We start from the raw sequence: 12,274 nt of genomic DNA on the forward strand, positions 1-12,274 counted from the left end.
GGCGTCGTTTCCCACGGCCGAAGCGTCACCTTTCGCGGGCGAGCATGTCGCACTCGGTTCGCCTTGCGACTCGCGAAGCCGCCTCGGGACCAACAGTTTACATGCCTGAAAACATAGCAATCGAAGCTATCCAGATCAGCAAGGGGTTCGCGTCATACGAACGGCCTGCCGATCGGCTGAAAAGAAGTGTGCTTGGAGCCGCAGCCAGGTTCGCGCCGAATGCGGCCGCGCGCAGTGCGGCACATCGCCGTGCGGACACGCTTTCAAACATGTTCTGGGCACTGCGCGACGTGAGCTTTTTCGTGGCCGCAGGCGAGACGGTCGGCATCATCGGTCGCAATGGCTCGGGCAAGAGCACGCTTTTGCAGATCGTGTGCGGGACGCTGGCGCCGACGGCAGGGGACATCGTGGTTCGCGGAAAGGTGGCTGCGCTCCTCGAACTCGGCTCCGGCTTCGACGTCGAATACACGGGCCGCGAGAACATCTATCTGAACGCGCAGTTGTACGGGCTGTCGCGTCAGCAGATCGACGAGCGCTACGATTCGATCGTGGCGTTCGCCGACATTGGCGACTTCATCGATCAACCGGTCAAGACCTATTCGAGTGGCATGTTCGTGCGCCTGGCGTTCGCAGTGATTGCACACGTCGATGCGGACATCCTGATCATCGACGAGGCGCTTGCCGTGGGCGACGCCTTCTTCAATCAGAAGTGTTACCGGTTTCTTCATGTCTTCAAGAAGCACGGAACCATTCTGTTCGTCAGCCATGATACGTCGACGATCAAGAAACTGTGCTCGAAGGTAATCTGGATCGATAGCGGGCGAATCGTTGCCGAGGGCGACCCTGCAGAAGTCTGTACTGCGTACTTGGAGGCGCGATATGGGGCGTCGAGTGCGCGGACTGCCAGCGGCACGCAGCGTGTCGAGCCGAAGCAGGTGCCCGCTGCGCACGACCAGCGTCGAGACATCATTAATGCATCGCCGCTGCGCAATGACATTCAGGTGCTGCCGTTCGATCACCATGCACGGGCGTTCGGCTCCGGTGGCGCGCAGATTGTCGACGTCTCGTTCGTCGATGGCGAGAAGCGGCGGCTCGAGTGGATCGTCGGTGGCGAGGCCGTGACGTTGCGCGTCGCCATCAAGGTGGACGATGCACTCGTGTCGCCCATCGTTGGCTTCTTTCTGAAGAATGAGCGGGGGCAGGAACTGATCGGAGATAATACCTACGCGAGTTACGCAGACAGGCCGGTTCGCTGTGACGGGGACACTACGCTTTGCGCGGAGTTTTCGTTCTTGATGCCCGTCTTGCCCGTAGGGCGTTTCTCGATCAATGTGGCCGTGGCGGAAGGCACGCAATACGATCACATCCAACTCCATTGGATTCATGATGCGCTGCCGCTCGACGTGCATACGTCGAGGGTCAGACACGCGCTCGTTGGTGTGCCGATGGTGCACGTCGAAGTTTCGCCGGCATCGTAGTGACGGGCGGATTCGATCGCGTCGCGTGATTGTCGCCGCTACCAGCGGAGGACCGCGGAGCAAATAATGAGATCAGTTCATCCAGGCTACGCCAGTTAGTAGAGCAGGATTTTTCAACATGACAATGCAAGCCCGAAGGTTTCGATTCAAAGGTGCAGAAAACGGCCACGAGTTTACCGGTGAGCGTTATCTGCCAGGGGTAGGCGGCCCGATTCAATACGAGCACTATCATCGCTATCTCTTCTCGACGGGGCTCTGCGCGGGCAAGGATGTGCTCGACATCGCATCCGGGGAGGGCTATGGGTCGGCACTGCTCGCGCAAGCTGCGAAGTCCGTGATCGGCGTCGATATCGACGCGCGAGCCGTACAGAACGCACGCGTCAGGTATGGCGACCAGGCCAATTTGCGATTCGAATACGGTAGCGCGACAAGCATCCCGCTGCCGGATGCTTCGGTCGACATACTCAATTCGTTCGAGACGCTAGAGCATTTCCGTGAGCACGAGGCTTTCATGCGCGAGGCCCGTCGCGTGCTGAAACCCAATGGTCTGATGATCATTTCGACACCCAATCGACCGATCTATTCGCCGCCGGGTGCGCCGCCGAACGAATATCACGTACGCGAACTTGATCGCGACGAGTTCGTCGAATGGTTGAAGAGTGGATTCAAGCATTTCGTTCTCTTCGAGCAGAAGCCGATCGCGGGTTCCGTGCTGCAGCGAGAAGGGAGGGTGGGCGCACGCGAGATCCATTGCTGGTCGGAAACTTCGATCGGCGAATATCGTTCGACGCTCGGCGTCGTGGATCCGGTCTATTTCATCGCGATCGCATCCGACGGCCCGATTCCGGAGCCGGACGACGATCTCCTGGACGGCGGCGTGTCATTCGGCCGTTACGACAACGCCCGCAACGATCAGATCGGCGCCCAAGGCGCCGAGATCGTGCGCTTGACGACCGAGACGATGAGCCGTGCTGACGAAATCGGCCGTCTGGTGGCCGACACTGTCAGACTGACCGAAGAGGTGCTTAAGCGCGATGCGGAAATCGGTCGTCTAACGGTCGAAACCGTGAGACTTAATGAAGTCATCATCGAGGGCAACGCGCAGATCGCGAAGCTCACGAGCGAACTGGGCCGCCTGAGGGGGGGGGGCGATGTGCCTCGGGCGGTTGTCGCCGCGCAGCCTGCCGATGCAATGCCCGTTCGGGAAGTGCTGAATGCGCTCGCTGAGCAGAAAGAAGTGTCGAGGCAGCTGCTGTCGCAAGTCGACGAAATGGCGAGGTATGTGAAGCGCGCGAACGCGGGTGGGGTTGGTTCGCTGCACGCGTCTGCTGCCGGGCCGGCGGCTGAACCCGCGATTGAGCCTTCGATAGCGGCGCTGCTGCGTGAGAACGAAGGTCTGCGCCAACAAGCCGACATGATTTTCCGCTCGGCCTCTTGGCGCGTCACGAAACCGTTGCGTTTTGCTGCGCGGCGTCTGCGCACGGCTCGCCAGCGGCAAGCTGCGGCACGTTCGGATGCTGGTCCGGGAGGCCGTGTCGCCGAGGCCGTCACATCCACCGCCGTATCGGCGAGCACGCTGCGTCGATTCGAGCAATCTGCCGTGCCGCGCGCGATCGTGGTCGTTCAATCGACCGGTCGCGGCAAGGCGCTCGACCACTGTCTCGCTGCGTTGAGTCAGCATACGACGTCGGTTCCGTTCCAGGTATTGCTGGCCGGTCCAGCCGACGCGCGGCTCGTGGCCGACAGTGGGGTCCGCGCACTTGCGATCGTGGAGGCGGGGATGTCGCTCGCCACGCTGGCCGAGTTCATCGCGTCGCCGGACGAGGCATTCGTCGTGTTGATTTCGGAAGATCTCGCTGCACATCCCGGTTGGCTTGAGGCGATTGACGAGGTCTTCGCGCGCTTTCCCGATGCGGCGGCCGTGACAGGGCTCGTGCTCAACAGGCTCGGGCAGGTGCGGGCGGCAGGCGCCGTTGTCGATGCGAGCGCTCGGATGAAGCCGTTCGGCGTCGGCTTGGCGGCGGACAACCCGTTGATTCGCACCGTCGTTCCGGTGAGGGCGGCGAGCCCCGGGATCATTGCAATCCGCAAGCGCATCTGGGACGATATCGCAAGCGCGTTCGATCATGTGCCGCCGGTTTCGACTGGTCTTGTGTTGATTGCGCTCGAACTCGCCAAGCGCGGTGCGAATACGTATCTGCAGCCGTTCGCGCGGTTTACCGCACATGGTCCGGACGAGTGCGCCGACGTTCCCGTCAGTTCTACATGGGATGATGCGCATCAACGCTGGTCGCTTCGGCAGCGTTACGAAAAATTGTTCCGCGTTGATCGGGCGTTCGGTGACGTGCTGCCGCTGCCGCATCGTCCGAAGATCGTGATCGTCGATGCGTTCGTGCCGAAGCCCGATCAAGACTCCGGATCGGTCGACGCGTACTGGTACATGCGCATCTTCCGCGAGTTCGGATTCGACGTAAGTTTCATCGCGGCCTTCGAGCAGACGCCAGTCGAAAGCTATGCGGACGCGCTTCGGCGCTGGGGCGTGCGCGTGCAATATGCTACCGATCTTCCGTCGCTCAATCGTCTCGTGACAGAAGAAGCGAAGGGCGCCGCGGTTGTGATCGCACAGCGCATCATTGTCGCGCGACACGTGATCGAGCCGCTTCGCCATGATGTGCCGGGTATCAAGATCGTGTTCGGCACAGTCGACTTGCATTATCTGCGGGAAGAGCGAGCGGCGATTCTCGAGCGTTCGCCGGAGGCTCTCGAAGAGGCGCTGCTGTTGCGGCGAGCGGAGATTCAGGCGGTGTCCGAGGCCGACGCGACGATCGTCGTCAGTCGCCTCGAGGGCGACATCCTCAGAGACATCGTGCCGGACGCGAACGTACATCGAATTCCGATTCCGCGCTTGCCTACTCGGTCGACCCGTTCGTTCGACGAGCGCTCGGGCGTGCTGTTTGTCGGCGGTTTTGCTCACCGTCCCAACGTCGATGCCGTGAAGTTCCTGGTAAAGGACATTTGGCCGCTCGTGCGCCGCCGTTTGCCGGATGCGGAATTGCGCATCGTGGGTAGCGGCACGACAGATGAAGTGCGCACGCTCGATAACCCTGTCGCCGGCGTGACGATCGTCGGTTTCGTGGAGAACCTTGGAGAAGTGATGGACGCCGCGCGAGTTTCAGTCGCGCCGCTGCGTTTCGGTGCAGGAATCAAAGGCAAGGTTGTGTCCAGTCTATTGCACGGGCTACCGTGCGTACTGAGCAAGGTGGCGAGCGAGGGGATGGGGCTCGTCGCTGGCGAGCAGGTGCTCGAGGGCGACGGCGCGGAGGAGATCGCCGATGCGATCGTGAAACTGTACGAAGATCGCCAGCTTTGGCAGCATGTCGCCGATGCCGGCTTTGTGGCGGCGGCCGCCGAGTATTCCGTGGAGAGCGTCGCGAACCTGTTGTCGGGTTTGCTCGACTCCATCGGAGTCAAGGCGGGCTCCCGCAAACTCCGGTCGAACGCGTTCGATATTCACTGACGAAATACTGGACTTCATTCAAATTCATGTTGCGCTCCTTGCTTTCAATGTTTCGTAAGCCGCCGCAGCGTCGCCCGCGTTCGGACGGCCGACTCGGCGTCGTGATCGAATTGGCGTCGTTCGATAAAGGCGGTCTTGAAAAAGTGGTGCTCGACTCGGCGATCGCATTCGATAGAAACCGATTCGACGTAACGATCGTCACGCCGGGCAAGGTTGGGCATCTCGGCGCTGTTGCGCGCGACGCTGGTTTGACGGTGGTCGGTCTGCCGTCTTCGAACACGCTTGCGGCGTACGAGCGCGTGCTCCGTGAATTGACCGCAGATGTCTCGATGTCTCACTTCTCGGATACCGGTTATCCGCTGTTCGCGCGGCTCGGCATTCCGAACATCACGTTCATCCACAATGTTTACGCGTTCTTTTCGGACGCGCAGGCGCAGTCGTTCGCGAGCAACGACCGGTACGTGGACCGCTACGTGTCGGTCTCGAAAAATGCGACGCGTTACGCGGTGCAGAAGCTCGGCGTATCGGAGAGCAAGGTCGTGACCGTGCCGAACGGGTTGATCCTTTCGGAGCACGAAGCGAGGGAGAGGAAACCGGCAAAGCTGACACGTGCGCAGCTAGGTCTCGCCGACACGGATTACGTCTTCGCGAACGTTGCGTCCTACAATTTGCACAAGGGGCACTACGTGATGGCGGATGCGATGCGCCATTTGCTGAAGCGCCGACGGGACGTAAAGATACTGTGCTTTGGCAATGTTATCTTCCCGCCGCACGTTGACGCGCTGCGCCAGTATCTTGTCGAACATGGACTCGAGCAGCATATTCTGATGCCGGGTTATTTCCCCGATGTCGAGGACGTGCATCGAATGGCGGATGCTTTTCTTCTGCCGTCGTTCATCGAAGGGTGGAGCATCGCAATGAACGAGGCGATGTTCTATCAAAAGCCGATGATCCTGACCGACACCGGCGCGTCGGCGGAAGTGATCGAGAACGGCGATATTGGCATACTGATTCCAAACGAATACGGCGATACGCCGAACCTGAACTCGAAACTGCTGGATGAACTTGCCTATGTGCCTCGGCAGTATGCGATCGCTCCGCGCCTTGCCGATGCGATGGACGAGATGGCATCGAATGCCGACGTGTGGCAAAAGCGCGGCATGCTTGGTCGTTGCAAGATCTATGAGCGATTCGATTTCGCGAATATCGTCAAGCGGTACGAGGAAATCATCGAGGGCGCAGTGAAGGCCGCGAATCGCTGAGCGGCGTGAGAGGGGGCGCATGATCCATTCGTTGAAGTCGTTCTGCCGTTTCGTCCGCTGGCGTTTCAAGCCGGCAGTGTGTTTTTATCTCGGCAATCACCTCTTCATGAACTACATGCCGTATCGCATCCGGCATTGGTTTTTGCGGCGATTCTGCCAGGTGCGGATCGGCCGGGATTCGAGCATTGCGATGGGATGCTTCGTTACCGGCTATCACATCTCGATCGGCGACAACACCGTCGTCAACCGCTACACGTATCTCGACGGCCGCGTGCCGCTGACGATCGGGAACAACGTCAACATTTCACACTACACGTTGATCCAGACCTTGACGCACGATCCGCAGAATCCGGATTTCGTGTGTCTATGCAAACCGGTGGTGATCGAGGATCACGCGTGGATCGGCGCGCGCGCGATCATTTGTCCCGGCGTACACATCGGCGAAGGGGCGGTTGTCGGTGCGGGGGCGGTCGTGACGCGTGACGTGGCGCCTTATACGATCGTCGGCGGAAATCCCGCGCGCTTCATCAAGGAACGAACGAGAGATTTGCACTACCGATCGCGCTACTTCCCGTTCTTCGATACCGATATTCAATGAACGAAGCACCGGCCGCTTGCGACCGGTCAGCATATACTGATTGACGAATATGTCGATTTTCCGATTCTGTCGTGCGACCTCTGCGGGAGCAGTAGAGGCCGCCACCATCTCGGTCGTGATCCCTCTCTACAATCATGCCCGTTACATCGAAAGCGCGCTGGATAGCGTGCTGTCGCAGACGTCGCAGGCCGACGAGATCATTCTGATCGACGACGGTTCGTCCGACAACGGCTTTGACATCGCGCAGCGCGTGCTGTCGAAGATTCCAAAGGCGAAGGCGTATCGACAAGACAACGCTGGAGCGCATAACACGATCAATCGCGCGATTGGCTTGAGCCGTGGTGACTTTGTCGCTGTTCTCAACTCCGACGACGTTTTTGTACCTACCAAACTCGCGCGTTGCAGAGCGATCGTGCGCGAGCAACCCGGCGTCGGTCTCATTGCGGGGCGAGTCAGCATCATGGATGACAACGGCGTTAGGCAGCATAGCGGCGCCGCGATCGATTGGCTGAGGCGGGCGCAGCAGTTCCTCGACGACACTAAGCTTGCTCAACTGGCGCTCCTGAACGAGAATTTTGTCGCGACGACGTCGAACATGGTGTTCGACCGTGCGCTGTGGCAAGCTGCGGGTGGTTTCCAGCCGTTGCGGTACTGCCATGACCTCGATTTCCTGATGTTTGCGTTTGCACACAGTTCAGTGTGTGTCGATGGCGATCATGAGCATATTGTCTACCGAGTGCACGAGCGCAATACGATCAAGGAAGATCTGAGCAAAGTACGGATCGAAATTGCGGCCGTGATTGCCCAAGCGTTGGCAATGTCCGGTCCGAGGCTCTTTTCCGCCGAGTTGGGCGCGGCGGATCTGGCCGCGTTCAAGCGTTTTCTCGACAACAAGGGCATGACGGAACTGCTGTGCTTCTTTCAGACGACGCTGCCAGCCTTTCCGACACGGGCGGCATTCTACGAATACGCCATCGACCCGCGTCACGCGGAAGCCTTTGGATCGACGGTAATTGGTTGACTATTGGAGCGTGATCGATGCCGTCGGCTCGTGAGCGTAAACGGTGTCATTGGTGGCGCAGCAAGGCGAGGGCGCGTTGGCGCCGTGGCCTTGCCAACGCGCACGCTCAGAGGTAGCCGAATGCTGCCATTGCCTCGGCCGCCGTGGTGACGCAATGACGGTTGATCTCTGGCGGGAGTTCGTTTTGCCAGGACTGCGCCCGTTCCTTGAGGAAGGGCTGCGACAGGTTCAGATGGCTCTGATCGTTGCGCAACACAGGCGCTCGTTGCGTATTGTCGAGCATGTTTTCCTCGAACGGCAGGCCGAGGAAAAACGTAGTGCACGATAGTGCGATGCGCGGATCGGACACGAGGTCTTCGTAGCGAACGAGCAGATAGTTCGTTCGCCCCTGCATCGCTTTGAAAAGATGCAGGTTGGTGTAGTTCCAGAGGCGGGGAAAGTACTCGTCGATCCCCTGGGGGGCCCACGTCACATTTCTCAGCGATGCCATCGCGCCGCGAACGTCGCGGACGATGTGGATGAACTTGAGATTTGAGTTGAGCAGGCCGACCTGTTCGAGCTTACGGATGGACAGCAGGTCGTCCGGGGTCTTGTCGCCGCAGACGTGTTTGCCCGTGTTGCTTGCGATGCGGCCGTAGATCGCTGACAGGACGCCCGCGAGCGTCGGTTCGGCTTGCGCAAGCACGGCTTCGACTTCCTGAACCGAGATGTACGGCTCAAGCACTTCGCGGTAGTCATCGGTCGAGACAATGATCTCGGCGATGATTTTGCGCGCGGCCGGCCAATCGCTGATGCAGCCGATGACGTGAGCGACCGGGCTGATGAACGTGGTTTGATTCGGAATGAATATCGCACTGTGGAGATTGAGGGATTCTTTGAAGAGGGTGGTGCCCGATCTCGGCGAGCCGAACAGGATGAACATTATGTTGCTGACTATCTAGAGGGATTTGGGAATGGGATTCGATCTCCGGCGCGGGGAGCGCTTCGGGCGAACGGCGCAGCCGGAGGCAGCTTGCTTCGTAAAAGTCGGGATGGCGCAAATTCCAACCGACACCGCAGACATGTCCGCTCGGAAGCGCGCCGCTCGACGCGGCTGTGTCGAGCGACATGACGTTCCGGAGTTGGGCATGCTGAACGAGTGACGTGCAAGCCTAATCCACTTAACTGCGCCGCCGAGACATGGCGACCATAGCGTCTAGTCCTTACGGCGGGCGGCGCCCGATGGTGTTGAAGCTAATCGTCTTCGTAGTGTAGCGCGGTTGGAGAGATGATGACGTTTTGTAATTTTTCATAATGAAATTCGCGGATTGTAACAACTGTAACGGTTTTGGAATTTGTGTTGGCATCCGGTGCGGGCGTATGGCGTGTAATCAATCGTGAGCGGGCTCGTGCGATGTTCTGACGATCGCTTACGAGATTTCTTGCCACTGGACTGGGTGCGTAGAGGGCGCTTGTCGAGCGTGAGCCGGCTTGCTCGTTTCGCGACTTTTCATCAAACTTGCATTTTCGATGCATGACTCGCCTGCCAATTGGCAAGGGGCGAGTTTTCCTGATTCTGAAATGACTGTCTCCACGTTGCAGCCCGGATTTGGGCGGGGATTGACCATATCGATCGTCGTGTACCGGCCGGACATGACAGTGTTGATGCGGACCGCGTACAGTCTGTGCGTTGCCGTCGACAGACTTCGCAGCCGGTGGCCAGCATTGCCGATCTTCGTCTACCTCGTGGACAACGGCGGCGCACATGATCTCTCTCCGGCGTCAGATTTGCTGCGCGATCACGGCATCGGCAGCGCAGTCCTGTCAGGACACGGCAATGTCGGCTATGGATGCGGGCACAATCTTGCAATCGATCAGATCGACAGCGGGTATCACCTCATCCTGAATCCGGATATCGATCTCGATAACGATGCGCTGGCGTGTTCGCTTGACTTCTTCGACCGTCATCCCGCTCTCGGCTTGTTGTCCCCTTTCATTGCAGGCGAGGACGGGCACATTCAATATCTTTGTCGACGTGTTCCGACTGTCCTCGATCTTTTTGTGCGCGGTTTCCTGCCGGTTCGTTTGCGAAAGCCATTCGGCGCGCGTCTTGCGCGGTATGAGATGCGTGATCGGATCAACGAGCGGGACGTCGTTTGGGAACCGCCGATCGTCAGCGGTTGTTTCATGTTGTTTCGAACGGACGTGCTCAAATCGCTTGCTGGCTTCGATGCGCGCTACTTCCTTTATTTCGAGGACTATGATCTCAGCTTGCGCGCGCACGACGTGACGCGCGTCGCCTATGTTCCCGACGTGCGCATCGTGCATTACGGCGGAGGGGCGGCTCGTAAGGGATGGTTGCACGTCCGCTTGTTTGTCGCGTCGGCATTTAAGTTCTTTAATCGTTTCGGCTGGAGATGGTGGTGAGTCGAATTCTCGTGACTGGCGCGAACGGTTTTGTGGGGCGTGCGGCGTGTGAGTCCCTTCTGAATCGCGGACATCACGTGACAGGACTCGTCAGACGGGCGGGCGGTTGCGTTCATGGCGTAGTGGAATGGGTTGACGATCGCGCCGATTTCGTCGGTCTCGATGACAATGCATTTCGGTCGGGCGAGGTGATCGACTGCGTTGTCCACCTAGCTGCCCGTGTACATGTCATGCGGGATGGCGTGCGCGATCCACAGGCAGCTTTCGACGCGACCAACGTGGCTGGAACATTGCGGATCGCACGTGCTGCTCGCCAACTGGGCGCACGCCGCTTCGTGTTCGTGAGTAGCATCAAGGCGGTGGCGGAACGCGACGGCGGCGTGCCGTTGACCGAAGACGCCGAGCCGCGCCCCGAAGATGCCTATGGGCGTTCGAAGTGGAAAGCGGAAGAGGCGCTGCGACAGCTCGGGCGAGCGTCCGGAATGGAGATTGTGATCATCCGTCCACCACTCGTCTATGGGCCGGGCGTGCGGGCGAATTTCTTGAGTCTCATGCGTGTAGTTGCGCGTGGCGTTCCACTGCCGCTTGGAATGATCAGCGCACGGCGCAGCCTCTTGTACGTTGGTAATCTCGCCGATGTGCTGACATGCTGCGTGGACGATCCGAGAGCAGCCAATTGCACCTTTCATGTGGCCGACGACGACGCACCGACGGTGACGGATCTGCTGAAAATTGTTGGCGAGCAGTTGAACAAGCCAGCACGACTCTTTCCAGTGCCAACGCGAGCGCTGTACCTGTTGGGGCGCGTGATGGGACGCACGCCGCAAATCGAGCGGCTGACCGGCAGTCTTCGCGTAGATGCATCGCTGATACGTCGCACGCTCGACTGGCGCCCCCCATTTTCTACACGTGAAGGTTTGTGTGCGACCGCTCGATGGTATCGAACCACTTGTTCTCCCGAGTAGAATTCCGTCATGCTGAATGGTTTGGTTTCTCCGTGGCTGGGCGCCATTGGAATTTTCCTGTGCGCAGCGGCGGTGTGCGCTGCGATCTTGCGTGGTTTGCTGGCGACCGGTCTTGCGTGGCGCTTGGCGACCGACATCCCCAATGACCGTTCGCTTCATGTTCGTCCGACGCCGCGCGTCGGCGGATGGGGGGTCGTGCCGATGTCGGTTGCGGCCATGATGCTCTTCACCCCCGAACTTTGGGTGATCGCCTTGCTCACATTGGGACTCGCAACCATGTCTCAAGTCGATGATCGCCGAGGCTTGTCTGCGCGCGTGCGATTCGCTGGACATCTCTTGGCGGTGGCGATATTGATGCTCGCGTATCCGGCTTTGGCGCCGTGGTGGTGGCTGACGCTCGTTGCTTTTCTGATGTTATGGCTCATCAATCTCTATAATTTCATGGATGGCGCGGACGGACTGGCGGGTGGCATGACGCTGTTCGGCTTCGGTGCTTATTCAGCCGCGGCGTTTCTGGCGCCGAATTCGTCACCGGGACTTGCGCTCGCATCCGCAGCGATCGCGGGAGCGGCAGGGGGGTTCCTGTGGTTGAACTTTCACCCGGCGAAACTCTTTCTCGGCGATGCCGGATCTATTTCCGTCGGCTTCCTCGCGGGCGCGTTCGGCTACTGGGGGTGGCGCACGAGTGCATGGCCGATCTGGTTTCCGGCCATGGTGTTTGCTCCCTTTATATGTGACGCATCCATAACATTACTGAGACGTTTGTTACGAGGTGAGAAGTTTTGGCAAGCGCATCGCGAGCATTACTATCAGCGGGTGATTCGTTCGGGCGTCGGACATGCGCGTATGGCGGAGTGTGCATACGTCATCATGTGCGTCGGTATCGCCGCGGCACTGTGGGCGTTGGGCCGATCGACATGCAAGCAATGGGCCGTGTTCTGCCTGTGGTACGGCGTACTGGCGATTGTCGGTGCCGCGATTGATCTCCGATGGCATCACGTATCCGCAGCGAAAACAAAATAGCTAT

General features: G+C 59.4%; 9 protein-coding genes. 8 read left to right on the top strand and 1 reads right to left on the bottom strand.

Going from position 1 to position 12,274, the window contains the following annotated elements; all coding sequences use genetic code 11:
- Window positions 1-101: 101 nt before the first annotated feature.
- The 5 genes from AQ610_RS04500 to AQ610_RS04520 all read left to right on the top strand — a co-directional run bounded on the left by AQ610_RS04500 (window position 102) and on the right by AQ610_RS04520 (window position 7,876).
- Window positions 102-1,478 (top strand): ABC transporter ATP-binding protein, encoded by a 1,377-nt coding sequence (locus AQ610_RS04500; RefSeq protein WP_043282326.1) that lies wholly within the window; start codon window positions 102-104, stop codon window positions 1,476-1,478.
- Between the two features lie 118 nt (window positions 1,479-1,596).
- Complete coding sequence (locus AQ610_RS04505; protein WP_009913379.1) at window positions 1,597-4,995, top strand: glycosyltransferase; 3,399 nt, start codon at window positions 1,597-1,599, stop codon at window positions 4,993-4,995.
- 26 nt (window positions 4,996-5,021) lie between these two features.
- On the top strand, window positions 5,022-6,257 hold the full coding sequence (locus AQ610_RS04510; RefSeq protein ID WP_043282328.1) for a glycosyltransferase family 4 protein: 1,236 nt from the start codon (window positions 5,022-5,024) through the stop codon (window positions 6,255-6,257).
- 19 nt (window positions 6,258-6,276) lie between these two features.
- Window positions 6,277-6,855: an acyltransferase gene (locus AQ610_RS04515; protein ID WP_006025513.1), complete on the top strand. Its 579-nt coding sequence runs from the start codon at window positions 6,277-6,279 to the stop codon at window positions 6,853-6,855.
- Between the two features lie 49 nt (window positions 6,856-6,904).
- Entirely contained in the window at window positions 6,905-7,876 is a 972-nt protein-coding gene (locus AQ610_RS04520) for a glycosyltransferase family 2 protein (protein ID WP_009913378.1), read from the top strand.
- A 106-nt stretch (window positions 7,877-7,982) separates the two neighbouring features.
- Here the strand turns inward: AQ610_RS04520 and AQ610_RS04525 are convergent, their stop codons facing one another.
- Window positions 7,983-8,798 (bottom strand): sulfotransferase family protein, encoded by an 816-nt coding sequence (locus AQ610_RS04525; RefSeq protein WP_006025515.1) that lies wholly within the window; start codon window positions 8,796-8,798, stop codon window positions 7,983-7,985.
- 638 nt (window positions 8,799-9,436) lie between these two features.
- Between AQ610_RS04525 and AQ610_RS04530 the strand changes: the two genes are divergently transcribed.
- The 3 genes from AQ610_RS04530 to AQ610_RS04535 are packed head-to-tail and all read left to right on the top strand — an operon-like array spanning window position 9,437 to window position 12,270.
- On the top strand, window positions 9,437-10,282 hold the full coding sequence (locus tag AQ610_RS04530; RefSeq protein WP_009913377.1) for a glycosyltransferase family protein: 846 nt from the start codon (window positions 9,437-9,439) through the stop codon (window positions 10,280-10,282).
- Window positions 10,279-11,247 (top strand): UDP-glucose 4-epimerase family protein, encoded by a 969-nt coding sequence (locus AQ610_RS31750; protein WP_009913376.1) that lies wholly within the window; start codon window positions 10,279-10,281, stop codon window positions 11,245-11,247. The genes AQ610_RS04530 and AQ610_RS31750 overlap by 4 nt, the downstream gene beginning before the upstream one ends.
- Window positions 11,248-11,256: 9 nt before the next feature.
- Window positions 11,257-12,270 (top strand): MraY family glycosyltransferase, encoded by a 1,014-nt coding sequence (locus AQ610_RS04535; protein ID WP_006025518.1) that lies wholly within the window; start codon window positions 11,257-11,259, stop codon window positions 12,268-12,270.
- The last annotated feature ends 4 nt before the right edge of the window (window positions 12,271-12,274 follow it).

Source organism: Burkholderia humptydooensis (genome assembly GCF_001513745.1).
Classification (GTDB): Bacteria; Pseudomonadota; Gammaproteobacteria; order Burkholderiales; family Burkholderiaceae; genus Burkholderia; species Burkholderia humptydooensis.

Coding starts and splice junctions, on each gene's coding strand:
- AQ610_RS04500 (WP_043282326.1), top strand. CDS start 102: ATGCCTGAAAACATAGCAATCGAAGCTATCCAGATCAGCAAGGGGTTC.
- AQ610_RS04505 (WP_009913379.1), top strand. CDS start 1,597: ATGACAATGCAAGCCCGAAGGTTTCGATTCAAAGGTGCAGAAAACGGC.
- AQ610_RS04510 (WP_043282328.1), top strand. CDS start 5,022: ATGTTGCGCTCCTTGCTTTCAATGTTTCGTAAGCCGCCGCAGCGTCGC.
- AQ610_RS04515 (WP_006025513.1), top strand. CDS start 6,277: ATGATCCATTCGTTGAAGTCGTTCTGCCGTTTCGTCCGCTGGCGTTTC.
- AQ610_RS04520 (WP_009913378.1), top strand. CDS start 6,905: ATGTCGATTTTCCGATTCTGTCGTGCGACCTCTGCGGGAGCAGTAGAG.
- AQ610_RS04525 (WP_006025515.1), bottom strand. CDS start 8,798: ATGTTCATCCTGTTCGGCTCGCCGAGATCGGGCACCACCCTCTTCAAA.
- AQ610_RS04530 (WP_009913377.1), top strand. CDS start 9,437: ATGACTGTCTCCACGTTGCAGCCCGGATTTGGGCGGGGATTGACCATA.
- AQ610_RS04535 (WP_006025518.1), top strand. CDS start 11,257: ATGCTGAATGGTTTGGTTTCTCCGTGGCTGGGCGCCATTGGAATTTTC.